The 25,819-nt window shown below is 50.6% G+C and carries 17 protein-coding genes and 1 pseudogene; 13 read left to right on the forward strand and 5 right to left on the reverse strand.

The annotated features are described in order from the left end of the window. Window positions 1-5 precede the first annotated feature (5 nt). Complete coding sequence (locus BMI79_RS14620; protein WP_125828808.1) at window positions 6-689, reverse strand: FadR/GntR family transcriptional regulator; 684 nt, start codon at window positions 687-689, stop codon at window positions 6-8. A gap of 846 nt (window positions 690-1,535) precedes the next feature. Here BMI79_RS14620 and BMI79_RS14625 point away from each other — a divergent pair. Continuing rightward, window positions 1,536-5,160, forward strand: a pseudogene (locus BMI79_RS14625) (YobI family P-loop NTPase). A gap of 425 nt (window positions 5,161-5,585) precedes the next feature. Then, window positions 5,586-6,227, forward strand: a complete 642-nt coding sequence (locus BMI79_RS24295; RefSeq protein WP_076942869.1) for a hypothetical protein — start codon at window positions 5,586-5,588, stop codon at window positions 6,225-6,227. Between the two features lie 187 nt (window positions 6,228-6,414). Here BMI79_RS24295 and tal read toward each other — a convergent pair whose 3' ends face one another. Both tal and rpiB read right to left on the reverse strand, forming a co-directional pair. Continuing rightward, window positions 6,415-7,365: a transaldolase gene (gene tal / locus BMI79_RS14635; protein ID WP_076942870.1), complete on the reverse strand. Its 951-nt coding sequence runs from the start codon at window positions 7,363-7,365 to the stop codon at window positions 6,415-6,417. A 255-nt stretch (window positions 7,366-7,620) separates the two neighbouring features. Beyond that, window positions 7,621-8,079, reverse strand: coding sequence for a ribose 5-phosphate isomerase B (gene rpiB, locus BMI79_RS14640; RefSeq protein ID WP_076942871.1), 459 nt, complete (start codon window positions 8,077-8,079; stop codon window positions 7,621-7,623). A gap of 316 nt (window positions 8,080-8,395) precedes the next feature. Between rpiB and BMI79_RS14645 the strand changes: the two genes are divergently transcribed. From BMI79_RS14645 to maeB, 11 genes are all read left to right on the forward strand, one after another. Beyond that, window positions 8,396-9,508, forward strand: a complete 1,113-nt coding sequence (locus tag BMI79_RS14645) for an MDR/zinc-dependent alcohol dehydrogenase-like family protein (protein WP_076942872.1) — start codon at window positions 8,396-8,398, stop codon at window positions 9,506-9,508. A gap of 62 nt (window positions 9,509-9,570) precedes the next feature. After that, window positions 9,571-10,839, forward strand: a complete 1,269-nt coding sequence (locus BMI79_RS14650; RefSeq protein ID WP_076942873.1) for an MFS transporter — start codon at window positions 9,571-9,573, stop codon at window positions 10,837-10,839. Between the two features lie 22 nt (window positions 10,840-10,861). After that, window positions 10,862-11,620 (forward strand): SDR family oxidoreductase, encoded by a 759-nt coding sequence (locus tag BMI79_RS14655; RefSeq protein ID WP_076942874.1) that lies wholly within the window; start codon window positions 10,862-10,864, stop codon window positions 11,618-11,620. 25 nt (window positions 11,621-11,645) lie between these two features. Beyond that, window positions 11,646-12,647, forward strand: a complete 1,002-nt coding sequence (locus BMI79_RS14660) for a dihydroxyacetone kinase subunit DhaK (protein WP_076942875.1) — start codon at window positions 11,646-11,648, stop codon at window positions 12,645-12,647. Between the two features lie 3 nt (window positions 12,648-12,650). Beyond that, window positions 12,651-13,307, forward strand: coding sequence for a dihydroxyacetone kinase subunit DhaL (dhaL, locus tag BMI79_RS14665; protein ID WP_076942876.1), 657 nt, complete (start codon window positions 12,651-12,653; stop codon window positions 13,305-13,307). A 104-nt stretch (window positions 13,308-13,411) separates the two neighbouring features. Beyond that, window positions 13,412-14,374, forward strand: coding sequence for a sugar-binding transcriptional regulator (locus BMI79_RS14670; protein WP_076942877.1), 963 nt, complete (start codon window positions 13,412-13,414; stop codon window positions 14,372-14,374). Window positions 14,375-14,503: 129 nt separating this feature from the next. Next, complete coding sequence (locus tag BMI79_RS14675; RefSeq protein WP_076942878.1) at window positions 14,504-15,595, forward strand: LacI family DNA-binding transcriptional regulator; 1,092 nt, start codon at window positions 14,504-14,506, stop codon at window positions 15,593-15,595. A 141-nt stretch (window positions 15,596-15,736) separates the two neighbouring features. Continuing rightward, on the forward strand, window positions 15,737-18,829 hold the full coding sequence (locus tag BMI79_RS14680) for a beta-galactosidase (protein ID WP_076942879.1): 3,093 nt from the start codon (window positions 15,737-15,739) through the stop codon (window positions 18,827-18,829). Window positions 18,830-18,995: 166 nt separating this feature from the next. Next, a complete protein-coding gene (locus BMI79_RS14685) occupies window positions 18,996-20,258 on the forward strand; it encodes an MFS transporter (protein ID WP_037395652.1) in 1,263 nt (420 codons plus the stop codon). Beyond that, a complete protein-coding gene (locus BMI79_RS14690) occupies window positions 20,258-20,899 on the forward strand; it encodes a maltose acetyltransferase domain-containing protein (RefSeq protein WP_244157346.1) in 642 nt (213 codons plus the stop codon). Before BMI79_RS14685 ends, BMI79_RS14690 begins: the two co-directional genes overlap by 1 nt. 186 nt (window positions 20,900-21,085) lie before the next feature. Continuing rightward, window positions 21,086-23,365 (forward strand): NADP-dependent oxaloacetate-decarboxylating malate dehydrogenase, encoded by a 2,280-nt coding sequence (gene maeB / locus BMI79_RS14695; protein WP_076942880.1) that lies wholly within the window; start codon window positions 21,086-21,088, stop codon window positions 23,363-23,365. Window positions 23,366-23,409: 44 nt separating this feature from the next. On the opposite strand, the gene mmuM is transcribed toward maeB, so the two are convergent. Then, window positions 23,410-24,348, reverse strand: coding sequence for a homocysteine S-methyltransferase (gene mmuM, locus BMI79_RS14700; RefSeq protein ID WP_076942881.1), 939 nt, complete (start codon window positions 24,346-24,348; stop codon window positions 23,410-23,412). After that, entirely contained in the window at window positions 24,338-25,753 is a 1,416-nt protein-coding gene (mmuP, locus tag BMI79_RS14705; protein ID WP_076942882.1) for an S-methylmethionine permease, read from the reverse strand. The genes mmuM and mmuP overlap by 11 nt, the downstream gene beginning before the upstream one ends. Window positions 25,754-25,819: the final 66 nt, after the last annotated feature.

Raw genomic sequence — 25,819 nt, forward strand, 5'->3', positions numbered from 1 at the left:
ATGAATTAAATTGGCCCACTAAGATGGATATTGGCGCGCAGGGCGGCATTTTGCAGATGCTGCTCCATCGCGGTCCGTGCTAAATGAGGTTCACCCATTTTTATGGCTAAAAAGATCCGCTTGTGCTCCTCGAGGGTGGGTTCCATGTCTGCAAAACTGCCGTGCGGCGGCGTTTTACTCTGTTCATAGGGCTGGCGAATGAGTTTGATAATCTCTTGCAGCAGCCGGTTACCCGCGATCCGAATGATCTGTGCGTGAAAATCCAGATCGCACAGCTTGACCATGAGCAGGTCTCCCCGTTTTGCCGCCTGGTACGCCTCATTGATAGAGGTTTCCAGCAGCGCGATATCTTCAGCAACCGCGTTCACTGCCGCATGAGCGGCGGCAAAACTTTCCAGTTGCTGACGCATGGCCAGCACCTCGGCGAGTGAGTAGTTTTCAAACCGCCATTGCTTCGGCTCTTTGGGGGCGCGTGCGGTGACATACACACCTTTCCCAGGCTTGATACTCAACAACCCCCGCGATTCAAGATGGCTGAGTGTTTCACGCAATGAAGCACGGCTGAGCTGGAGCATTTTGGCCAGTTCATGCTGCGAGGGGAGGCGTTGGCCCACCTGCCATTCTCCTTTGCTAATCCGCGTTTCAATTTCTTGAGTTGCTTGTTGCACCACAGACATTTTGGTCGCCACGACGAGGTCCTTTTATTGGGCTAACAGGTCAGACAGGTTCGACTTGTTAGCGTTTAGAAAATGCGAGATCCGCTTGTTTTTGTCAATTACTGTCAATATAAAGGATTATTTCTGCTCGTGAGATTTTTTTTAGTTTTTATTCAATGGATTAGAGGTAAAGCCTACTTGCCCTCTTTAGTTAAAAATAGGTTAAATGAAGGCAAGGATGCTTTACCCACCAGGTAAAACACGATTAAAAACTATAGAAAATGAATATTTCAGAACAGGAAATATACTAATAATCGATTGTAAAGCGAGGAAATCGCTCATGGTAGACAGAGGAGTAGGCCGGCATGGGGGAGCGGCAAGGGCATAAGCGACCGGACCTGTTGATCATTTTTATAGGCGGCAAATCTTGGCTGAGCTTTGGCGGGCTGAGATTGAAAACCATCCGACCTGCAATCCACAGCGGTTTTAGCATTAGCTCAGGTTTGAGCGGTTACTGTTGCGGTACAGCGCTATGTTTAATCAGATAGGTGGCTTTGTGCCAGAAGCGGAAGTTAGAAATTATCTGCCAACCGATAAGATGGCTGCCTAAGTCGTAGCGATTCAGCACTGTTTTTAGCGGCGCTAGATTGCAAAGTCATGCTTTGCTGACTTGCGATTGTGCTCTTTACGAGCAAAGCTTTCAGGTATAGCCAGTGCTAACTGTAGTGTAAAATTATAGGGATAGATGAAGAAAACAACGAGGCTTTAGCTAATCTTTGCCGTTGTGTCTGCTATAATAAGGCGAAATTTTATCTGCATGATTTTGTTTGATTAACTCCGAAAGCCAGCTCTCTCGGTGAAGATTGGGAAGGGATATCAATGAGTGAAGATAGCTATAAATTTCAAAAGTTAACGCCGTTCAGCGATGTTGAGCTGGGTGTATATAAAAATGCGATAGATTTTGTTTTTGCCAATAACGATCTAAAAAATATTGCGATATCAGGGCAATATAGCGCAGGAAAAAGTAGTCTTGTCGAATCCTATAAGAAAAGTCATTCGAATATAAAGTTTGTTCATATCTCACTTGCTCATTTCAGAACGATTGAGGAAGCTGAAACTAATGAACCAGGTAAAGATATAAATGAAACCGCGTTAGAAGGTAAAGTTCTTAACCAGTTAATTCACCAAATTAATGCTGATGATATTCCCCAGACACATTTTAAAGTAAATAAAAACTAACAGCATTGTGATAAATACCATCTTTACCGTGTTATTTATCGCCATGATACTACATATCACTCTATTTAATAAGTGGGGGAAGTTTGTTTCACTTTTATCTGATGGTAATTTAAAGACACTACTTACATTATCAACTAAATACGATACGCTTTTAATTAGTGGGTTTATATGTACTATCCTATCTTGTGTTTTCATTTACAAATTAATAAAAACCCAAAAGAATCGTAATGTTCTTAAGAAAATAAATTTACAGGGTAATGAAATAGAGATTTTTGAAGAAAGTAATGAGTCTTATTTCGATAGATATTTAAATGAAGTATTGTACCTTTTCGAGAACGTTGATGCTGATGCCATTGTTTTTGAAGACATGGACCGTTTTAATAGTAATAACATCTTTGAACGTCTTCATGAGGTTAACAGACTGGTTAATATTCAACGGGACATAGCAGGGCACAAGAAATCGACGTTACGTTTTATTTACTTGCTTCGTGATGATATCTTCATTTCGAAGGATAGAACCAAATTCTTTGATTATATAATTCCAGTTATTCCTGTTGTTGATAGTTCTAACTCTTACGATCAGTTTATCTCACATTTTGATGATGGTGGTATTCTCAAGTTGTTCAATGAAAGATTTCTACAAGGGATGTCTTTATATATTGATGACATGAGAATATTGAAGAATATTTATAATGAATTTCAAGTTTATTATAATAAATTAAACACAACAGAGCTTGACTGTAATAAAATGCTGGCCATTATTGCCTATAAAAATATTTTTCCACGAGATTTTAGTGAGTTGCAACTTAATCAAGGTATGGTTTATTCCATATTTAGTGAAAAAGACAATCTTATTGTTGAAGAAATAAAGAAAATAGAAAAAGATATTAGCGATAGAAAAAAAGAGATTGAGGCAATCAATGATGAAATTCTCAATTCTAGTCAGGAGGTTGATGCTATATACGATAAGGAATTATCTAGATATAATAATCATCCTCACTATAATCAGGCTGAGAAAGCTGATATAGCAAAGAGAAGAGCGGCTAGAAAAGAAAGTGTTGAAAATAAATTCAATGGTAAAATAGAAGAAATTAATGAGCTTATATCAAGATCAAGAGAAAGTTTGGTTGACTCTAGAAATAAAAGGCTTAAAGAAGTAATAACTAGAGAGAACATTGATGAAATATTTAAACTCACCTATACCAATGAAATTGGAGAGGAAAGAGATTTTAATGAAATAAAAAGCAGTGAGTATTTTGACTTGCTTAAATACCTTATTCGTGATGGTTATATTGATGAAACCTATACCGACTATATGACCTATTTTTATGAAAATAGCCTGAGTCGAATTGATAAGATGTTTTTACGCAGCATTACCGATCAAAAAGGCAAAGAGTTCACTTATCAACTCAAGAACCCCAAACTGGTCGTTGCCCGCCTTCGAGAAGTGGATTTTGAACAGGAAGAGGCGCTTAATTTTGATTTATTAACTTATCTGCTTCAAACGCCAGCCCAAGTAAACTTAATAAAACGTTTATTCAAACAACTAAGAAAAGATAGAAGAGTTGAGTTTATTCGTGGCTACTTTGAAACTGAGAGGGCTCAGCCTGTCTTCATTAATCGGTTAAATACGCAGTGGCCTGAGTTTTTTTCTTATGCGCTGACAGAGAGTGAATTTTCTGCTGATTGGGTTAAACTCTACTCTATAGGCACGTTTTATTATTCTGCCAATGACGCCATCGGAGCCATTAATATTGATGATTGTCTGACTGATTACATCTCTGATTCGGTAGATTATTTAGCAATACCAGAACCGAAGGTTGACAAATTAATTAGTGGTTTTAAGTTGCTTAACGTCTCTTTTGTCAGTATTAAATTTGAAAACGCAAATAAAGTACTCTTTGATGCAGTTTACCAGCATTCACTTTATGATATTAATTTTGCCAACCTGACCTTAATGCTAAGTAAGGTTTACACGCTTAATAGTGAAGATGATATTCGCCATAAGAACTATACACTAGTGATGTCACAGCCTGATTCTCCCTTGGCTAGTTATGTTAATAACCATATTAGTGACTATCTAGATATGGTTTTATCTAGTTGTGATGGTTCAATCGTGGATGATGAAGCCATTGTTTTATCCGTTCTTAATAATGAGGGAATATCTGATGAACAAAAAGGCCAGTATATAAAGGCTTTGCAAACTTTCGTGACATCTCTGAGTGAGGTTGAGAGCGAATCTTTATGGTCATCTTTGTTGGATAAAGATAGAACAGTGTGCTCTGAGGAAAATATTGTCTCTTATTTTGAACATGTTGATGGGCTGGATAAAACACTTATCGAATTTATCAATAGAACTGATACCGAGCTTGACTTTAAAAAAATTGACATTGAAAACGAGAAGAAAATCAAATTATTTAGATCGATTATTGTCTGTAATGATTTATCAAATAATAAATATGATGAATTAATTTGCTCGCTAAATCGGATTTATATGACCTCCTTTGGCATTGCTAATATTGCTGGTGATAAATTTAAAATATTAGTGGATAAGAACATTATTCGCATGAGTATGAGTTCACTTGATTTCATACGAGATAATTATCCTGAACAAAATAACTACTACATTAAGAAAAACATCCAAACCTACGTTGAGTTAATGACAATTGAGAATTTTGTCTTAGATGAAGCCATATCGATACTTTCTTGGAAAGTTGATGATGATTTGAAAATTAAGTTACTTGAATTGATTAAAGTACCGCTGGCTATTTATAATAAAAATTACCCTCCGGTCGTTAATGATTGTATTTTAGAGAATAATTTTAAACCAGACGAACTATTAAGTTTGACGTCATCCTATAAAAATTGGGGAACCTCTACTCAGTCACTCATTCTGAACCGAGCAATACAGGATATATCGACATTGATAGCAAACCCTGATGATGTTGCTGAGCTGTTACTAAAAGACCTGTTTGTCGCTGGGGACCTAAATATGCAGAATAAGATAGCATTGCTAATCGCTTTGTTGCCAAGTAAGGATTTGAGTAAGACTCTCTGCAAAGAATATCTTGATCTGCTTGGTTTATCTGAGTTCAGTAAAATTTTGGGGCGAGGTAAGCCTAAAATTGAGGTTGATGAAACTAATCAAAGGTTATTAACAGCATTAAGAGATAACCACTTCTTCTCTGATTTTGAGGAGGATGATGAAAATCCCCCTTATTACAAAATAGTAAGGCGGAGTTCGATGTTTGGCTCAAATGCATAGCATTATCTATTTTTTGAAAGTTTGGGCACTTTTATAGTGTGCCCAATTTTACGCTGAAACTTACGTAGCTAATCTAACCTGTTCCCAGTTGACGAATACACTTAGGTGTTAGTGAGCCCCTCAGTATGTTGAGACAAATGCGAGCGTCCGCTCCTCGCTCACAGCAGCCCTAAGTGCTTTCTACGGCAGCTATGAGCAAGGAGCGGAAGTTCGGGAACGGGATTACTCCATAGGTGACTCTAAGGTGCGTGTTAAACCCCAGGTAATGGAGTTGCTGCCGAAGATACAGGTATTCTTTAGGCCAAGATCTTTTGATAGGGGATGTAGTCGCTATAAATTTTACTTCTCTGAGGAACCAGATTTTTTTAGCTTTTAAAAAATGAGATAATATCTCTTTTAGAAAGTAAATAAGCAGGAGAAACGCTATGATAGCGGTAATAAAAGATCTATTCAGTATCCCGGTGGTTTCCGCAGTAGTTCTTACTATCATCGGAGCGATTACAAAAAAGTATATTCAGTTTCATCGCAGGGACTTTTTTTCACGCTCATCCTCCGAGCAGATAAAAGCAGTCGAATGGCTTAGAACCTCTTCTGCACCAACGTCCGATCCGTTAGCTAAGGCGGAACAGCAGTTTTGTCTACAGTCGTTCGGACTGCATAAGGATCGGGATTTATCTTATAAAATCATATGTTTCTACTCAGAGCATGCGCAGTCATTGATTCCGTCCTTGAAGGCAGTCTTGCGTTATCAGGGCATGTACACAATTGCTGATGGGAATATATACCCTCATAAATTCCATAAGTGGCTTATACCTTTTGTGTTAATATGCTTGCTATTATTTATCGGTTCTGAGATATACAGAGGTTCTTCACAGAGTGATGGCATAGAGATGTTAAAATCTCTATTCGTCTTTGTTGTGGCTTTTATAGTGTGGTGTTGGGTCGCTGTTTGTGCTCTGAAAGTATCAAGCATCAGTAAAAAGCTCAATTCCTATATCCCACCCGCAAGCGGTTTTAAATCCAGTACATACGATTTCAGTTCAATACTCAATAATAGATATCCGTAGCTTGGCTGATCTGCTTCCCATTAATACTTATATCTGCCAGTTAGCAACGCCTGCTCCTGGCACAGAGCTGCCTGCCAGATCAGCGTGGTAGACAAATCCACTCTGTGGCAGCACTGGCCACAGAGTGGATTTGCAAAAAATCACAGATAAACACCGGTTATCCGCTTAAGATCTGCGGTGCTGAGCACTACAGCTCAGCCGCCAGCATATCCTCCAGCTTTTGCTGGTCAACGGCGAACAGCCGGATGCCTTCGGCCAGTTTCTCAACCGCCATCGCATCCTGATTGTGCAGCCAGCGGAATTCGGCTTCGGCCAGCGGAGCCGGTGGGGTGAAAGCTTCGATCGATGGCGTTAGTTGGCGTTCAACGGGTTGATTGCTCTGCTTTAACTGTTCCAGCAGATTAGGAGCAATGGTTAAACGATCGCAGCCCGCCAGCGCCAGAACCTGCTCAACTTTACGGAAGCTGGCTCCCATAATCACGGTCTGATAGCGGTGCTGTTTATAGTAGGCATAAATCGCGCGAACCGATTTCACACCGGGATCCTGCTCGGCAACGTAATCAGCCGTCGGTTGTTTGGCCTGATACCAGTCGTAGATGCGGCCTACGAACGGCGAGATCAGGAATACGCCGGCCTCGGCGCAGGCGCGGGCCTGGGCAAAGGAGAACAGCAGCGTCAGGTTGGTATTGATCCCTTCTCTTTCCAGCTCTTCAGCCGCTTTGATGCCTTCCCAGGTGGCGGCCAGCTTGATCAGAATGCGTGATTTAGCGATCCCTTGCGCCTGATACAGCCCAATCAGTTTGCGCGCCTTGGCCACGCACATACCGCGATCGAACGACAGGCGGGCATCCACTTCGGTAGAGATCCGGCCTGGCACGCTTTTCAGGATTTCTACGCCGATATTAACCGCCAGTTTATCGCTGGCATTAATCAACTGTGTGGCTTTACTGCCCCCTTGCTGACGGGCGTAGTTCAGCGCTTCGGCGATCAGCGGCCGATATTGCGGCAACGCGGCGGCTTTTAGGATCAGCGAAGGGTTGGTGGTGGCATCCTGTGGTTCGAACTGGCGGATCGACTCGATATCGCCGCTGTCGGCAACCACAACGGTCAACTGCTTGAGTGCGTCTAACTGGTTCATCTATAAGCTCCTTGCTCAATGTGAGTATACTCTAAATAATTCGAGTTGCAGGAAGGTGGCAAGTGAGCGAATCCCCAGGAGCATAGACCACTATGTGACTGGGGTGAGCAAACGTAGCCAACGCACATGCAACTTGAAGTATGACGAGTATAAATGAGAATATTTTTCATATAGGCCAATACACTGCCTCATAAAGCCGATGATTCACATGCGCTTTTACTGATTGCTATGATGGGAAATAACAATCGGTAGGGGTTAGCGCTGGCCGATCACCTGTTCGTAATAACCAATTTTCGCCACTTTAGGGGCCGATCCTCCACCTTCAAACTCTGAGGCCAGCCAGGCTTCGACGATCGACTTCGCCAATTCCGGCCCGATCACGCGTGCGCCCAGAGTGATGATCTGTGCATCGTTGCTCTTACGGGCGCGTTGGGCGGAATAGGTGTCATGGCACTGCGCTGCGCGGATCCCCGGTACTTTGTTGGCCACAATGCTCATACCAATACCGGTTCCGCACAGCAGGATCCCGCGTTGATGTTTCCCTTCCTTGATCGCCTGCGCCACCGCAAAGGCAATGTCCGGGTAGCTTGCCGGTAACCCATTGTTTTCTGGCGCGTAATCAGTAACGGGGATGTCATGCTGCTGCAGGTAGGCAACAAGCACATTCTTCAGTTCAATGGCGGCATCATCGGCGCCGATAGCAATAGGCAACATAAAGGTCTCCAGGTTGATAACGAGAGGGGTGACGATCCCGGTGGCGCGTCATGGTGTTACCATAACCAGAGATTTTCAAATGTTCAACTATTGTTCTTTTGTTTTTATCTAAACCTTGTCTATAAGCACCGAATAGTGAATGAAATACTCATAAGTAGGTATGAATGTAGCTTTTTATAATTACATGGAGGCTTTTTGAGCGCTATCACAGTTTGAAAAGTTGGTGGTGGGCAAGTCTGTGCATAATGAGTAGTGTTCATATGTTCTTTATGTGTGTTAATGATCATTGTAGTGAACCCTACCCGAGGAGAGAACTATGTGTCAGAACTGCGTAACACCGGCAAAAATGGCCGAAGGAATTCCTGAAACCATGAAAGCGGTGGTGGCTTATGCCCCGCACGATTACCGCCTGGAGACAGTGGCAGTACCGAAAATTGGCCCGAAAGAGATCCTGGTGAAGGTAGAAGCCTGCGGGATCTGTGCCGGTGACGTTAAAGCCTTTGAAGGTGCCGCCAGCTTCTGGGGTGATGAAAAACAGCCGGCTTACATCAAAGCGCCGATGATCCCCGGGCACGAATTTATCGGCCACGTGGTGGGCTATGGCGAAGGGGTTGAAGGTTTTAACCTGGGCGACCGGGTGATCTCAGAGCAGATTGTGCCGTGCTGGGAATGCCGTTTCTGCAACCGTGGCCAGTATTGGATGTGTGAGAAGCACGATCTGTACGGTTTCCAGAAAAACGTCAACGGCGGCATGGCGGAATACATGAAGTTCACCAAAGAAGCCATCAACTATCACGTGCCTGCGGATATGCCGATCGAAGATGCCATCCTGATCGAACCTTATGCCTGCTCGTTCCACGCGGTGCAGCGCGCCAATATCAAACTGGGCGACGTGGTGGTGCTGGCCGGTGCGGGCACGCTCGGGCTGGGCATGATCGGGGCGATTAAAAAATCCGGCCCGGCCAAACTGGTGGTGCTCGATCTGTCGGACGAGCGCCTGGCGTTGGCGAAAAAGTTTGGTGCCGACCTGGTGCTGAACCCGCTGCGTGATGATGTGATGGCCATCGTCAAAGGCATGACCGAAGGCTACGGCTGCGATATCTACATTGAAGCCACCGGCGCGCAGAAGTCTGTGGAGCAAGGCTTGATGCTGATCCGCAAGCTGGGCACTTTTGTTGAGTTCTCGGTGTTCAAAGACCCGGTGACCGTCGACTGGAGCATTATCAGCGATCGCAAAGAGCTGGACGTGCTGGGTTCACACCTCGGGCCCTATTGTTACCCGCTGGTGATCGAAGGTATTCACAATGGCGATCTGCCTACCGAAGGCGTGGTCACGCAAACGCTGCCGCTTGAGCAGTTTGCCGAAGGTTTCGAGATGATGAAGCGCGGCGTCGGTTCCATCAAAGTGGTGCTCAACCCGAACCTGTAATGCCTGCGTCGTTCCGGTGCGGGGGAGCCTGCACCTCTCTATTAAATGTGCTGAGGTGTGCTATGTGGAATGGACTGATTCATCGCATTGGTCTTTCACCAAAATTACTGCTCGGTTATGCCGGCGTGCTGGTGTTTATGATGGGGGAAGGCCTGGAGCAAGGCTGGCTCTCGCCTTATCTGATCGGCAAAGGGTTAACCATTCAGGAATCGGCGCTGCTGTTCAGCGTCTACGGTTTTGCTGCGGCGATCGCCGCCTGGTTCTCTGGCGTGCTGGCGGAAATTTTCACCGCGCGCCGGGTGATGATGGCCGGGCTGCTGCTGTTCCTGCTCGGCTCGGTGTGCTTTTTGGTCTGGGGCTTACCGAGCAATAACCTGACGATCATGGTGCCGACCTATGCCCTGCGCGGGTTGGGTTACCCACTGTTTGCCTATGGTTTTCTGGTGTGGGTGGCTTATGAAGCACCGCCGGAAAGGCTGGGATCGGCGGTGGGGATCTTCTGGTTTGTCTACAGCGGTGGTTTGAGCGTGTTGGGCGTGCTCTATTCCAGCATCATGCTGCCGTATCTGGGGGAACTGCATACCCTGTGGAGCGCGTTAATCTTTGTGGTGCTGGGGGCGATGATCGCGTTGATGCTCAACCGCACGCCTGGCCATGCCGAAGTGGGCAACCGAGAAAAAGCCTCGCTGAGCTACGTGCTGAAAGGCATCACCATCGCTTTTGAGAACCCGAAAATCGGCTTGGGCGGCATTGTGCGCACCATCAACACCTCAGCCGCGTATGGCTTTGTGGTGTTTATGCCGATGTACATGATGGATATCGGCTTTAGCCGCACCGACTGGCTGCAGATGTACGCGGCGCTGTGGACGGTCAATATCATCTTCAACCTGATCTTTGGTGTGATCAGCGACGGCCTGGGCTGGCGCAACGTCGTCATGTGGTTTGGCTGCATCGGCTGTGCGCTCACTACGCTGATGTTCTACTACGTGCCCTATTTCCTGGGGGCGAATTATCTGCTGACCGTGATTGCTGCGGGCCTGTTCGGTGCCTGTTTGGCGGCGTTTGTTCCTCTTTCGGCGATTATGCCGTCACTGGCGCCAGAGAATAAAGGTGCTGCCATGTCGGTCCTCAATCTTGGTGCGGGGCTGAGCACCTTCGTTGGCCCGGCGGTGGTCGGTTTGTTTATCGGTAGCCTGGGCAGCGGCGGGGTAATCTGGATTTTCACCGGTCTGTATCTGTTCGCTGGCGCGCTGATGAAGTTTGTCACCTTACCGAAAGAAAGCGCGGCGGCGGCTGAAGAGGGAAACCCTCGCCTGGCAAACATATCCTGATCGCAGGAATAAGGAGCAATGGATGTCGACTGAAAAAAATGCATTTTCCCTGCAGGGTAAAGTGGCCTTAATTACCGGGGGTGCGGCCGGTATCGGCTTGGCCATCGCCGAACGTTATCTGCAAAACGGTGCGCAGGTGGTATTGCTGGATCGCACGCCACAGGTAGTGGAAATCGCCCAACAGTTGGATACCACATCGGCGTTGGGGATAGTGACAGACGTAACCGATAAAGCGGCGCTAACGCAGGCCGTTGCCCAGGCTAAGGCCCATTTTGGCCGCTTGGATGTGTTGGTCAACAGCGCCGGCATTGTGGCGCTGCATCCGGCAGAGGAACTGCCGGAAGAAGCCTGGGATCGCACCATGGCGGTCAATCTTAAAGGCGTGTTTCTCGCCAGCCAGGTGGTGGGGCACTATTTTCTCCGTCAGGGGGGCGGCAGCATTATCAATTTGGCTTCGCAAGCCGGCGTCGTGGCGCTGCCCAATCATCTGGCGTACTGCGCCAGCAAGGCCGGTGTGATCGGTTTAACTCAGGTATTGGCCCTGGAATGGGGGCCGCACAACGTGCGGGTCAACGCCATCTCCCCCACCGTGGTGTTAACCGAGCTGGGGCGCAAAGCCTGGTCGGGCGACGTGGCCGAACAGATGAAGCAGAAGATCCCACTACGGCGCTTTGCCGAACCGCAGGACATTGCCGCCAGCGCGCTGTTTTTGGCCAGCGACGCGGCCAACATGATCACCGGCGCCAACCTGGTGGTTGACGGCGGTTACACCATTCAATAATCCCTACAAAGATAAAGAGGCAACGATGAACAGAATCATTAACGATCCCGATCGCGTCGTGGAAGACGCCATTCAAGGCTACCTGCAAGCTCATGCGAACTATTTTTCCGCCACTGACAATGCGCGGGTGCTCAAATACCCGGCGGCACCGATTAAAGGCAAGGTAGGGATTGTCACCGGCGGTGGCTCAGGCCATGAACCGGCGTTTTTGGGGTACATCGGCAAAAACATGCTGGATGCGGTGGCGATCGGGGAGATTTTCTCCTCCCCAACCGCCGGGGCATTTCTCGACGCATTCAAGGCGGCCGACAGCGGCGCAGGCGTTGCCTGCCTGTATGGCAACTATGCTGGCGATAATATGAACGTCAAAATGGCGATCAAAAAGGCAACTGCGGCGGGGATGGCGGTGAAAACCGTGGTGGCGAACGACGATGTGGCGTCGGCACCCGCTAGCGAGATTGAAAAACGCCGTGGCGTGGCCGGTGAGATCCTGATGTGGAAGGTGGGCGCGGCGGCGGCGGCCCAAGGCTACGATCTGGACGGCGTGATCGGCGCAGCGCAAAAGGCCATTGATAATTGCCGCTCGATCGGTGTCGGCCTCAGCTCGTGCACCATTCCGGCGGTTGGCAAGCCGAATTTCCATATCGAAGACGGCAAGATGGAGATTGGCATAGGCCACCACGGCGAGCCGGGGATTGAAGTTTCGCCGATCCAGTCCGCCTCGGCGATGGCTGGCACGATGCTGGATTTTGTGCTTAACGATATGCCGCTCGCCAAGGGGCAGGAGGTGGTGGCGCTGGTCTCCGGGCTGGGGGCAACGCCGGTGATGGAGCTGTACATCTATTATGCCGAGATCGAAAAGCGCCTGGCTGCGCAGGGGGTGAAAGTGCACCGCTGCTATGTCGGCAACTATTTTACCTCGTTGGAAATGATGGGGGTGACGCTGACGCTGATGAAGCTCGACGATGAGCTGAAAACCTTAGTCGACATGCCCGCTCATTCATTAGGCTTAACCCAGGTGGAGTGAACCATGGAAGAACATATTTCAACACGGCACGGCAATGAGATTGTGGCCGCTTTGGTGCGGGTGATCGTCAGCAATCGCGAGTATCTCAGTGAGATCGACGGCGCAATTGGCGATGGCGATCACGGTATTAATATGGCGAAAGGCTTTGCCATGTGCGGCGAAGCCATCAAGGGCCAGCCACTGACGCTGGCGCAGGCGTTTGATGCGGTTTCAGACGCGCTGATGGAAGGCATTGGCGGCTCAATGGGGCCGCTGTATGGCAGCCTGTTTATGGGCATGGCCGACAGCGTGCGTGATAAAACAGTGCTGGATAAGTGGGCTTTCCTGGCGATGTTGCAGCACGGCCTGAGTGAGCTGCAGGACATCAGCAGCGCAGGCGTGGGCGACAAATGCCTGATGGATACGCTGATCCCGGCGATCGCGCGTTTTGAACAGGCGGTGCAGCAGGGTGAAAGCTTCAGCGCTGCCCTGGCACAGATGCAGCAGGCGGCTATCGCGGGGCGTGATTCCACGCGCGATCTGGTGGCGAAGATTGGCCGTGCCAGCCGGTTGGGCGAGCGTTCGCGCGGCGTGCTCGATGCCGGTGCGGTTTCCTGCTGCCTGCTGTTGTGCCAATTGGCCGATCGGGTGACACAAAGCTTAAATACCGTGAATGCGTGAAGGCTGTTCCCCTTGGCTGGCTGCACCTGGAAATCCATTGGGTATATACTGCTGTTTGACCAAGGGGATAACCGCTCATGCTACCGTGGGGAAACGTATAACGGATGGAAAAACACACAGTGACCCAGGATAACGAACTGCTGACTGAAATTGCCGTTGCCTATTATCAGGACGAAATCACTCAGGAAGAGATTGCCAAAAAATTCGGTATCTCACGTATTAAAGTTGGGCGCTTGCTCAAGCGGGCCAAAGAAGAAGGCATCGTTGAGATCACCGTGCGTTACCATCCGGTATTCAGCACCCGGCTGGAACAGCAGATGCTGGAACGTTTTCCCATCAGCCGCGCGCTGATCGCACTCGACTATCAGGACGAAGAAGAACAGCGGCGCCAGGTGGCCGCTTTGGTTTCTGGCTACCTGGCGATGTCTTTGAAAGATGATACGGTGTTGGCGGTTGGGCAAGGGCGCAACGTGGCGGCGATTGCCGATCATATTGGCAGCGTAGCGCAGAAAAACTGCAAGTTTATCTGTGGCATTGGCGGTACTCATCGCCCCGGCGATGCCATTAACGCCGATCATATCAGCCGCCGCCTGGCGAAGAAATTTGGCGGCAGCAGCGAAACGCTGTATGCCCCGGCTTATGTCGAAAATCGGGCGCTGAAAGACGCTTTTATGCAGAACGGCACCATCAAGGAAACCCTGGATCGGGCGCGTAAGGCCGACGTGGCGCTGGTGGGCATTGGCGATATGAACGAGAACAGCTACATGGTCAAGCTGGGCTGGTTCACCCCGCACGAGATTATTGACGCCAGCCTGAATCAAGGGGTGATCGGCGATATTGCCGGTTACGACTTTTTTAATGCGCAGGGGCAGCACGTGGACACGGTGATGAACGATCGCGTCATTGGTCTAAGCATTGATGAACTGCGGCGTATCCCTTGTGTGATCGCCATCGCTTCGGAAAATACCAAAGCCTTGGCGATATTAGGCGCATTGCGCACCGGGGCGATCGATATTATCGCCACCAGCGCCCTGAATATCCGCACTATTCTTAATATGTCGCAGTAAGCGCTGTTATTACAACTCCTCGGGCTAATTGTTCAGTGTCACATCAAGGCCTGATAAAAGGTATTAACCTGCTATGATTGGTAGCCACATTAGCTTGATTTCTTGGAATTAATCGACGCGAGAAACCGTATGAAGCCTAAATCTGTCACGCTAAATGACGTTGCCGACTATGCCGGGGTGTCGTATCAAACGGTGTCACGGGTCTTAAATCGTGCTGAGCACGTTTCGGGTAAAACCCGTGCCAAGGTCGAACAGGCAATGGCTGCGCTGAATTACGTGCCAAACCGCGTCGCACAACAACTGGCAGGTAAACAGAGTTTTACGCTGGGGCTGGCGACCACCGAACTGGCGCTGCATGCACCTTCGCAAATCGCTTCGGCAATTAAAACGCAGGCTAACCAGATGGGGTTTAACGTGGTGATCTCCATGGTGGAAGATCTTAGCGTTCAGGCCTGTCGCTCTGCGATAAATGAGCTGTTGGCTCAGCGGGTGGATGGTTTGCTGATTAATGTGTCCCTCAGTACTGAAGATTCTCATGCGATCGTACAAGCTTGTGGTGAGGTCCCTGCGCTGTTTTTGGACGTTGACCCCGCTTCTGAGGTATCCAGCATCCTGTTTGATCCCCATGAAGGGGCTCGTCAAGGGGTCGAACATGTGGTTGCGCTTGGACATCGTGAGATTGCACTGATTACCGGGCCGTTGGTCTCGATTTCGGCGCGTTTGCGCTATCAGGGATGGCTGGCTACGCTGGCTGAGCATCAGTTGGAACCTTGCTCTGTGCTCCATGGTGATTGGAGTGCGGTTTCCGGTTATCAGCTTACCGGGCAGATTTTAAACTTGCCAAAACACCCTACGGCGATATTGGTGGCAAACGATCAAATGGCGCTGGGCGTGCTGCGTGCGTTGCAGGAGTATGGGTTGCAGATTCCGGCACAGGTGTCGGTAGTGGGTTACGATGATACTGAAGACAGTGCTTGTTATTACCCGCCGTTGACCACCATTAAGCAGGATTTTCGCATGTTGGGGCAGGAGAGTGTTAAGCACCTGGTTCAATGTCTGGAAGGGCGGAATAGGCCTCAGGCGGGTTCTTTGCGTTTGGCTACCCGCCTGGTGCAACGGCATACCACAGCGGCAGTGTATCAAGAAAAGGTACAGCTGCAATGCTTATCCCAGGAATTATTGCGTATCGCCCGCCAACTCTCCGCACTCGAAGCGAAATAGCCACCAAAGTGAAGGATCGGTGCTGATCCCTTCGCTGAATTTGTGACTGACCTCGCTTTCTCAGGGATATTTGCTTTACACCTCTATGCGTGTTGTTCATGTTACCACTAATTGTGAGCGTATAACATTTTTGGGGGCAGTATGAATTCATCTCAACCAGGGCAGTCACTCAGCGCTGTTTTATCTCGTCGGGATTGGGAAAACATCGCCTGTACGCAATACCGTCGCCTGCCCGCGCATCCACCATTTCAAAGCTGGCGCAATGAGCAGGATGCACGAGAAGACAAGGCTTCAGCGCAATATAGGTCATTAAATGGCACCTGGAAGTTTAGCTATTTTAGTCAGCCAGAGCAGGTGCCGGAGGCATGGTTACAGCACGATCTGGACAGCGCTGATGAATTGCCGGTACCGTCAAACTGGCAACTAGCGGGCTACGATGCGCCGATTTATACCAACGTCACCTATCCGATCCCGGTTAATCCCCCGTTCGTTCCTGCAAAGAATCCCACAGGATGTTATTCGCTCACATTTAATGTTGATGATTCGTGGTTAGCTGAGGGGCAAACCCGGATTATTTTCGATGGCGTCAACTCTGCGTTTTATCTGTGGTGCAATGGCCACTGGGTTGGCTATTCACAAGACAGCCGTTTACCGGCCGAATTCGATCTCAGTGACGTATTGGTCGCAGGGGAAAACCGGCTGGCGGTGATGGTATTGCGCTGGTGCGACGGCAGTTATCTGGAAGATCAGGACATGTGGCGCATGAGCGGGATTTTCCGCGATGTCAGCCTGTTGCATAAACCCGCCACGCACCTGAGCGATATCCATATCACCACGCCATTAAGCGACAGTTTCCGCCGCGGGGAACTGGTGGTAGAAGTGCGGGCCCATCAGCCACAACAACACCGGGTGCAGGTGCAACTGTGGCATAAAGATACCCTGATCGCCGAGAAAACTCAGCCCTTCGGCAGCGAGATTATCGATGAGCGCGGCGCTTATGATGAGCGCACCACTTTGTGTCTGCCGGTAGAGCAACCGGCCTTGTGGAGTGCTGAGACGCCGGAACTGTATCGTGCGGTGGTGCTATTGCTCTCTTCAACGGGTCAACTGGTGGAGGCAGAAGCCTATGACGTAGGTTTCCGCCAGGTTGAAATCAGCAATGGTTTACTGAAGCTTAACGGCCAGCCTCTGTTGATCCGTGGAACCAACCGCCACGAGCACCATCCTGAACACGGCCAAGTGATGGATGAAGCCACCATGCGCCAGGATATCCTGCTGATGAAGCAGCATAATTTCAATGCGGTGCGCTGTTCCCATTATCCGAACCATCCACTGTGGTACAAGCTTTGCGATCGCTACGGCCTGTATGTGGTGGACGAAGCCAATATTGAAACCCACGGCATGCAGCCGATGAACCGGTTGGTCGATGATCCGGCTTGGTTGCCCGCTATGAGCGAGCGGGTTACACGCATGGTGCAGCGTGATCGCAACCACGCCTGTATTATCATCTGGTCGCTGGGCAATGAATCCGGTCATGGCTGCAACCATGATGCACTGTACCGCTGGGTGAAAAGCCAGGATCCTACCCGCCCGGTACAATATGAAGGCGGCGGTGCCAACACGGCAGCAACGGATATTATCTGCCCGATGTACGCACGGGTTGATCAGGATCAACCCTTCCCTGCGGTACCCAAATGGTCGATCAAGAAGTGGATCGGTTTACCGGATGAGCACCGCCCGCTGATCTTGTGCGAGTACGCCCATGCGATGGGCAACAGCTTTGGCGGTTTTGATCGTTATTGGCAGGCTTTCCGTAAACATCCGCGGTTACAGGGGGGCTTTGTCTGGGATTGGGTCGATCAGGGCTTGACGCGTCTTGGTGATGACGGCCAACGTTACTGGGCCTACGGCGGCGACTTCGGTGACACGCCTAACGATCGCCAATTCTGTCTGAACGGGCTGGTGTTCCCCGATCGCAGCCCGCATCCGGCACTGTTTGAAGCGCAGCGTGCCCAGCAATTTTTCCAGTTCCAACTGCTCGAACAGCAGCCGTTAACGGTTGAAGTGAGCAGTGAATATCTATTCCGTACCTGCGATAACGAGCGGCTTTACTGGAATGTCGCCTTAGATGGAAAAGTGATTGCGCAGGGCGAGGCTGAACTGTCATTAGCGGCGCAGGGTAGGCAGAGAATTGTACTGGGCGATCTTCCCCAACTGACGGGCAGCGGCGAACTGTGGCTGAACGTAGAGGTGCACCAAATAAAGGCAACGGCGTGGTCCGAAGCGCATCATCGCTGTGCCTGGGACCAGTGGCGTTTAGCACGTTCATTAACCTTACCCATTGATAACATTGACGTTCAGGCGCAGTCGCCTCGGTTGAGCGAGCGCAATGAGGTTTTCAGCATTGAGTGGGGCGCACAGCGCTGGCAGTTCAATCGGCAAACCGGTTTGCTTGAGCAGTGGTGGCAGGATGAAAAAGCCGCGTTGTTGGCACCGCTACGCGACAACTTTACCCGTGCGCCGTTGGATAATGACATTGGGGTGAGCGATGCCACCCGTATCGATCCTAATGCATGGGTAGAACGCTGGAAGAGCGCGGGGATGTATGCGTTAGAAACTCGCTTGCTGCAATGTGAAGCCGATTCGATCTCACAAGGCGTACAGATCTGCACAGCTCATGCTTATGCCTACCAAAACGACGTCCTGTTTATCAGCCGTAAGACCTATCTTATCGACCGCCAGGGTAAACTTCATATTGAGGTCAACGTTGACGTCGCCCACGGCATTCCGGCACCAGCGCGCATTGGGCTGAGCTGTCAGCTTGCGGATGTCGTTGAACACACAACCTGGTTAGGGTTGGGCCCACACGAAAACTATCCTGATCGCCAGCTTTCTGCTCAGTTTGGGCGCTGGACGTTACCGCTTTCTGCACTACATACACCATACATTTTCCCAACGGAGAATGGCTTACGCTGCAATACTCGCCAACTGAGTTTGGGTCGATGGCAGTGGCAGGGGAATTTCCACTTTGGCCTCAGCCGCTACAGCCAGCAGCAATTAGCCAAGACCTCGCATAATCATTTGCTGCAGGCGGAGCAGGGGGTTTGGGTCAATATCGACGGTTTCCATATGGGGGTTGGCGGTGATGACTCATGGAGCCCGAGTGTGAGCCCAGACTTTATCCTGGATGCCGAACACTATAGCTATAAGTTTGTTTGGCAATACGGCGCATAACATTAACTCGCCATACTTCAAGTTGCTTGGGTGTTGGCTGCCCTCACTCACCCCAGTCACTTACCTGAGTAAGCTCCTGGGGCTTCCTTCGGTTGCTGCCTACAAGCAACTCGAATTATTTTGGGAATAACTCAAAACGCGTCTGGGTTTTGCACAAGGAATTCGCATGTACTATTTAAAAAATACTAATTTTTGGATGTTTGGGCTGTTTTTCTTCTTCTACTTTTTTATCATGGGGGCCTATTTCCCGTTTTTCCCTATCTGGCTGCATAGCATTAATCAGATCAGCAAAAGTGATGCCGGGATTATCTTTGCCAGCATCTCCTTCTTCTCATTACTGTTTCAACCGATATTTGGTTTACTGTCAGATAAGCTGGGGCTGAGAAAACACTTATTGTGGATTATCACCGGGATGCTGGTGTTATTTGCACCGTTCTTTATCTATGTTTTTGGCCCTCTCTTACGCACTAATATTGTTTTAGGCTCTATTGTGGGTGGGATTTATCTTGGCTTTATTTATAACGGCGGCGCGCCAGCCATTGAGGCGTATATAGAGAAAGTGAGCCGTCGTAGTTCGTTTGAGTTTGGCCGTGCACGCTTATTTGGCTGCATCGGCTGGGCGTTGTGTGCTTCGGTGGCTGGCATTATGTTCACCATCAACAATGAATTTGTATTCTGGCTTGGCTCTGGCTGTGCCTTGGTACTGGCGCTCCTGCTACTGATTGCTAAACCTGAAGCGGGGAACTCTGCACAGATTGCAGATAAGTTGGGGGCTAACAGTAAACCGTTTAATTTACGCCTGGCGTTCGAATTACTCAAAGACGCTAAGCTGTGGTTTTTAGCCCTGTATGTGGTGGGTGTTTCCTGTACCTATGAAGTGTTTGATCAGCAGTTCGCCAACTTCTTTATTTCGTTCTTCTCTTCAGCCGATCAGGGCACGCGTGTTTTTGGCTATGTCACTACCATGGGTGAATTGCTGAATGCATTAATCATGTTTTTTGCTCCGCTGATTGTGAATCGTATCGGCGGCAAAAATGCGCTGCTGCTGGCAGGGTTAATCATGTCGATACGCATTATTGGTTCTTCATTTGCCTCTACGCCGTTAGAAGTGGTGGTTCTGAAAACCTTGCATATGTTTGAGGTTCCATTCCTGATCGTTGGCTGTTTTAAATATATTACCTCGGTATTTGAGGTGCGCTTCTCTGCCACGATTTATCTGGTTTGCTTCTGCTTCTTTAAACAATTAGCGATTATGTTTATGTCGGTCTTTGTCGGGAACCTGTATGAAAAAATTGGTTTCCACGGTGCCTACCTTATTCTGGGGCTTATTGCGCTGACGTTTACGCTGATATCACTTTTCACGCTGTCGGGGCGCGGGCCGCTGTCGGCTTTTAAACGTGAGCCTGATGCGGTAAGGAATATGGCGTAATGAACAGCAAGGAAAACGCGATGATGCAGCGGGAAAGATTAGCCAGTGGGTATTTATACACTGATATGGATGAAAGCATGGCGGAAGAGCGCCTGCGCGGAAAAGAATTAGTCTACGACTTTAATCATACGCGCCCTTCAGAGCAGGCAAAGCGTGAGGCGCTGATCCGTCGGCTGATGGGGAAAATCGGCAAAAACTTTTGGATTGAGCCGCCACTGCATGTTGCCTATGGCAGCCAGATCGCGATCGGGGATAACTTTTACGCCAACTTTAATCTGGTTGTGGTGGATGACGGTAAAGTGCTGATTGGCGACAATGTGATGATTGCGCCGAATGTCACAATCTCCACCACCGGGCACCCGGTGGATCCAACGGTGCGTATTACCGGGCAGCAGTTTTCTTTGGCCGTAACGATTGAGGATAACGTCTGGATTGGCAGCGGGGCGATCATTAATCCCGGCGTTACCATCGGCCGTAATAGCGTGATTGGTGCTGGCAGCGTGGTGACCAAGGATGTGCCCTGTGATGTGGTCGCTGCGGGCGTTCCCTGCCGCGTACTAAGATCCATCGGCGAGCGCGACCGGATTTTCTACCATAAAGGGCGGCGTTTCGCAGATATTCCAGTAGAAACAGCAAAATAGCTTTTTTTCGTGTATTGATGCGTTCACTTGTTGATTTTTCGTCCAATGAAATGCCTTTTTAACTTTTATTTGCGAGTTTCGATCAAGGTTATGGCACGGTTCAAAGTTTGTGACGATTCTCTCACTATACTGGTTCGGCATTAACGTCTTACCTCAACATAAAAGCAGCAAGTAAAGGAACCCACAATGGACGAACAGCTCAAACAGAGTGCTCTTGATTTCCATCAGTTTCCTGTCCCAGGGAAGATCCAGGTATCACCCACTAAACCGCTGGCAACGCAGCGCGATCTGGCCTTGGCTTATTCGCCGGGCGTCGCTGCGCCTTGTCTGGAAATTGCGGCCGATCCGCTCGCTGCCTACAAATATACCGCGCGTGGCAATTTGGTGGCGGTGATCTCCAACGGCACTGCGGTGCTGGGCTTGGGCAATATCGGGGCGCTGGCGGGTAAGCCGGTGATGGAAGGTAAAGGCGTTCTGTTTAAGAAGTTTTCCGGTATTGACGTGTTCGATATCGAAGTTGATGAGCATGACCCTGACAAACTGATCGACATCATTGCTGCGCTTGAGCCGACTTTCGGTGGGATTAATCTGGAAGATATTAAAGCGCCAGAATGTTTCTACATTGAGAAAAAACTGCGTGAACGCATGAAGATCCCAGTGTTCCACGACGATCAGCACGGCACCGCGATCATCACGACTGCCGCAGCGCTGAACGGCCTGCGGGTGGTGAAAAAGAATATTTCCGACGTGCGGCTGGTGGTTTCCGGCGCGGGGGCGGCGTCGATCGCCTGCCTGAACCTGCTGGTGGCGCTGGGGTTGCGCAAGCAGAACATTACCGTTTGTGATTCCAAAGGGGTGATCTACAAAGGTCGTGACGCCCATATGGAAGAAACCAAGGCGGCTTATGCGATCGAAGACAACGGCCAGCGCACGCTCGGGGACGCCATTCCGAATGCCGATATGTTCCTCGGCTGTTCCGGCCCTGGCGTGTTGACGCCAGAGATGGTGAAAACCATGGCCAGAGATCCGCTGATCATGGCGTTGGCTAATCCGGAACCGGAAATTCTGCCGCCGTTGGCCAAAGCGGTGCGCCCGGATGCGATTATCTGTACCGGCCGCTCTGACTACCCGAACCAGGTTAACAACGTGCTGTGTTTCCCGTTCATCTTCCGCGGTGCGCTGGACGTGGGCGCGACCACGATCAACGAAGAGATGAAGCTGGCCTGTGTGCACGCGATCGCCGATCTGGCACTGGCTGAACAGAGCGATGTGGTGGCTTCGGCCTATGGCGGCCAGGATCTCTCCTTCGGCCCGGAATACATCATTCCAAAACCTTTCGATCCGCGCCTGATTGTGAAAATCGCTCCGGCGGTGGCTAAGGCGGCGATGGACTCCGGCGTGGCGACGCGCCCGATCGAAGATTTTGATGCCTACGTCGAAAAACTGACCGAGTTTGTCTACAAAACCAACCTGTTTATGAAGCCGATCTTCTCTCAGGCGAAGAAAGAGGTGAAACGCGTCGTGCTGGCGGAAGGGGAAGAGGAGCGCGTGCTGCACGCCACACAGGAGTTGGTATCGCAGGGGCTGGCGTATCCGATCCTGGTTGGCCGCCCGAGCGTGATCGAAAAACGCCTGAAGCATCTGGGTTTGCAACTGACGCCGGGCAAGGATTTCGAAGTGGTGAACAACGAATCCGATCCGCGCTTTAAGGCATACTGGGGCGAGTATTACCAGATTATGAAGCGTCGTGGCGTTTCGCAGGAGCAGGCACGCCGTGCGGTGATCGGCAACCCGACGCTGATTGCTGCCATTATGCTGCATCGTGGTGAAGCCGATGCCATGATTTGTGGCACCATCGGCAGCTATCATGAGCATTATGAGGTGGTTGAGAAGGTGTTAGGCTTCCGCAAAGGAGCGCACGTCGCTGGGGCAATGAACGCATTGCTGTTGCCGAGCGGCAATACCTTTATCGCTGATACCTACGTCAACGATGATCCAACGCCGGAGCAACTGGCCGAAATCACGCTGATGGCCGCGCATACCGTGCGCCGTTTCGGCATCGAACCTAAGGTGGCGCTGCTGTCCCATTCCAGCTTTGGTTCTTCCGACAGCCCGGCGGCACGCAAGATGCGTAAAACGCTGGAATTGGTCAATCAGATGGCACCGGAACTGGAGATTGACGGTGAAATGCACGGAGATGCGGCGCTGGTGGAAAGCATTCGTCACGATCTGATGCCGGACAGCCCGCTGAAAGGCTCTGCCAACGTGCTGATTATGCCGAATATGGAAGCGGCGCGTATCAGCTACAACCTGCTGCGGGTGTCTTCTTCTGAAGGGGTGACCGTAGGGCCGGTGCTGATGGGCGTTGCCAAACCGGTTCACATTCTGACACCGATCGCATCCGTGCGCCGCATCGTCAACATGGTAGCGCTGGCGGTGGTGGAAGCGCAGACCGAGCCGTTATAACGTCTTGATAAACGCCCCCTGTTGCTGCAGCAGGGGGCGTTTTTTTACGCTTTGCAGCGCTCGGCAATCGCCTGAATATCCGCAGGCGTGGTCCGGCAGCAGCCGCCTATCAGGCGTGCACCGCTGCGCTGCCAGTCTGCGATCTGGTTGATCAGATGATGCGGATCGTTGCCGCAAGGGTGCCAGGTTTTGCTCACCGCATCGTAGTGTTCACCGGAATTAGGATAAACCAGCAGCGGTTTATCGCTCAGCGCGGCAAACTGCTGCAAAGCCGGAGTAACGTTTTCCAGCGCAATACAGTTGATCCCAATAGCCAGTACCTGTGGGTTACCCTGCAGCGCGGCGATCGCTTCAGCCAGCGGCGTACCGTCGCTCAGATGCTGGCTATCACGCAATGTGAACGAGAACCAGGCGCCTAAATGCGGGAACTGCTGCAACAGTGCCAACAACGCCTGCAACTCGGTGAAAGAGGGCAGGGTTTCACAGGCCAGCAGATCAACCCCGGCGGCCGCTAAGGCTGCAATACGCGGGCGATGAAATGCGATCATCTCTTCCTGCGGCAAACGGTAATCCCCACGATACTCAGAGCCATCGGCCAGATAGGCACCGTAAGGGCCGACGGAACCGGCGACCAGTAAGGGGGCAGCCTGCGGGTGCGTGGCCAGATAATCCGCACGCGCCTGCTGCGCCAACTGCACGCTTTTAGCGATCAGCGCGAGCGATTGCTGCTCATCAAGCCCGCGGCGCAGAAAACCCTGTGGCGTCGCCTGATAGCTGGCGGTGATGGCGCACTGTGCCCCGGCGTTAAAATAGTCCAGATGAACGTGATAAATCAGTTGCGGGTTTTCGATCAGCACCTTGGCTGACCACAGCGGATCGGTAAGATCGCAGCCACGCGCTTCTAGCTCGGTAGCCAAAGCACCGTCCAGAATCAAGGTGCGGTTATCTGCCAGCAGAGGGGCGATAGGGTTATTAACCGACATGGTCTTCTCCGATCTTGAGTAAGGTTTTCTGCCCGGCACGGCGGGTCAGGTAATAGAGCAGGTAACACAGCGCGACAAACGGCAGGCCACAGTACAGCGCAATGCGCTGCTCGGGATCAAACGCCAGACCGATGCAGGCCAGCAGGCACAGCGCGAAGCCAGCAATCGGCGTCAGCGGGTAACCGGGGGCGCGATACTTCAGCCCAGCCAGCGGCTGGCCGCTGCGCAGATAATCGCGGCGGAAAGCGAAGTGCGCGGCGCAAATACTTAACCAGACCGCCACCACCGCAAAGCCGGAAATGGCTGATAACGCGACAAATACCGTATCGGGGGCGATCACGCTGGTCAGCAGCGCCAATACACCGCCGAGCATACTGAAGGCCAGCGCGTTGATCGGGATGCCGCGCGCATTGACTCGTGCAAAATACGCTGGCAGCGTGCGCTGATGGACCAGCGACCACAGCATGCGGCCCGAAGCATACAGGCCGGAGTTAGCGGCGGAAAGAATGGCGGTCAGGATCACGAAGTTAAAAATGTCGGCGGCGTAAGGGACGCCAATCCGTTCGAATACCAGCACAAACGGGCTTTTGACAATGCCTGCCTGGTCCATCGGGAGCAGCGCGGCCAGCACAAATACCGTACCAATAAAGAACACCATCAGGCGGATCACCGTAGTGCGGATCGCCAAGGGAACGACTTTTTCCGGGGTTTCCGTTTCGCCGGCGGCGATGCCGATCAACTCCGTCCCCGAAAAGGCAAAGTTCACGGCCACCATGGTCATCAGGATCGGCAATGTGCCGTTAGGCAGCCAGCCGGATGAGGTCAGGTTATGCAAAAATGGTGCAGGCGTACCGTCTTTCATCGGTATCAGACCGAACATGGCTGCGCCGCCCAGCACGATAAACGCCAGAATGGTGACCACCTTAATCAGCGAGAACCAGAATTCACTTTCGGCAAAGAAACGGGTAGTGATGATGTTGAGCAGGAAGATCGCGGTGCAAAAAATCAGGCACCATAGCCAGACCGGCGACTGCGGGAACCAGTATTGCATACAGAATCCGGCGGCGGTCAGGCTGGAGCCAAGGGCGACGGTCCAGGTCAGCCAATACAGCCAGGCCACGGTATAACCGGTTGCCGGGCCCAGATAGCGTGAAGCATAAACATGGAATGCGCCGGTTTCTGGCATAGCAACCGCCAGTTCGCCTAGGCACAGCATCACCAGATACACCACTAGGGCACCGATCAGATAAGCCAGCAGCGTGCCGAGTGCCCCGGTAGTGGCAATGATGTAGCCAGTGTTGAAAAACAGCCCGGTGCCGATCACGCCGCCCAAGGAGAGCATCACCAGATGCCGGGCTTTCATGGTGCGCTTGAATTGCCCTGCAACGGGGGGCGTTGGTTGCATAATTTTTTATCCGTATAGACGGCTAAATAGCTAGATGGCTAATGGTTATACCCCCAATACCGGATG

This window comes from Serratia oryzae, from assembly GCF_001976145.1.
In the GTDB taxonomy this organism is placed as follows: Bacteria; Pseudomonadota; Gammaproteobacteria; order Enterobacterales; family Enterobacteriaceae; genus Chania; species Chania oryzae.

Excerpts from the sequence above, each read along its gene's own strand:
- BMI79_RS24295 (WP_076942869.1), top strand. The coding sequence starts at position 5,586 with ATGATAGCGGTAATAAAAGATCTATTCAGTATCCCGGTGGTTTCCGCA.
- tal (WP_076942870.1), bottom strand. The coding sequence starts at position 7,365 with ATGAACCAGTTAGACGCACTCAAGCAGTTGACCGTTGTGGTTGCCGAC.
- rpiB (WP_076942871.1), bottom strand. The coding sequence starts at position 8,079 with ATGTTGCCTATTGCTATCGGCGCCGATGATGCCGCCATTGAACTGAAG.
- BMI79_RS14645 (WP_076942872.1), top strand. The coding sequence starts at position 8,396 with ATGTGTCAGAACTGCGTAACACCGGCAAAAATGGCCGAAGGAATTCCT.
- BMI79_RS14650 (WP_076942873.1), top strand. The coding sequence starts at position 9,571 with ATGTGGAATGGACTGATTCATCGCATTGGTCTTTCACCAAAATTACTG.
- BMI79_RS14655 (WP_076942874.1), top strand. The coding sequence starts at position 10,862 with ATGTCGACTGAAAAAAATGCATTTTCCCTGCAGGGTAAAGTGGCCTTA.
- BMI79_RS14660 (WP_076942875.1), top strand. The coding sequence starts at position 11,646 with ATGAACAGAATCATTAACGATCCCGATCGCGTCGTGGAAGACGCCATT.
- dhaL (WP_076942876.1), top strand. The coding sequence starts at position 12,651 with ATGGAAGAACATATTTCAACACGGCACGGCAATGAGATTGTGGCCGCT.
- BMI79_RS14670 (WP_076942877.1), top strand. The coding sequence starts at position 13,412 with ATGGAAAAACACACAGTGACCCAGGATAACGAACTGCTGACTGAAATT.
- BMI79_RS14675 (WP_076942878.1), top strand. The coding sequence starts at position 14,504 with ATGAAGCCTAAATCTGTCACGCTAAATGACGTTGCCGACTATGCCGGG.
- BMI79_RS14680 (WP_076942879.1), top strand. The coding sequence starts at position 15,737 with ATGAATTCATCTCAACCAGGGCAGTCACTCAGCGCTGTTTTATCTCGT.
- BMI79_RS14685 (WP_037395652.1), top strand. The coding sequence starts at position 18,996 with ATGTACTATTTAAAAAATACTAATTTTTGGATGTTTGGGCTGTTTTTC.
- BMI79_RS14690 (WP_244157346.1), top strand. The coding sequence starts at position 20,258 with ATGAACAGCAAGGAAAACGCGATGATGCAGCGGGAAAGATTAGCCAGT.
- maeB (WP_076942880.1), top strand. The coding sequence starts at position 21,086 with ATGGACGAACAGCTCAAACAGAGTGCTCTTGATTTCCATCAGTTTCCT.
- mmuM (WP_076942881.1), bottom strand. The coding sequence starts at position 24,348 with ATGTCGGTTAATAACCCTATCGCCCCTCTGCTGGCAGATAACCGCACC.
- mmuP (WP_076942882.1), bottom strand. The coding sequence starts at position 25,753 with ATGCAACCAACGCCCCCCGTTGCAGGGCAATTCAAGCGCACCATGAAA.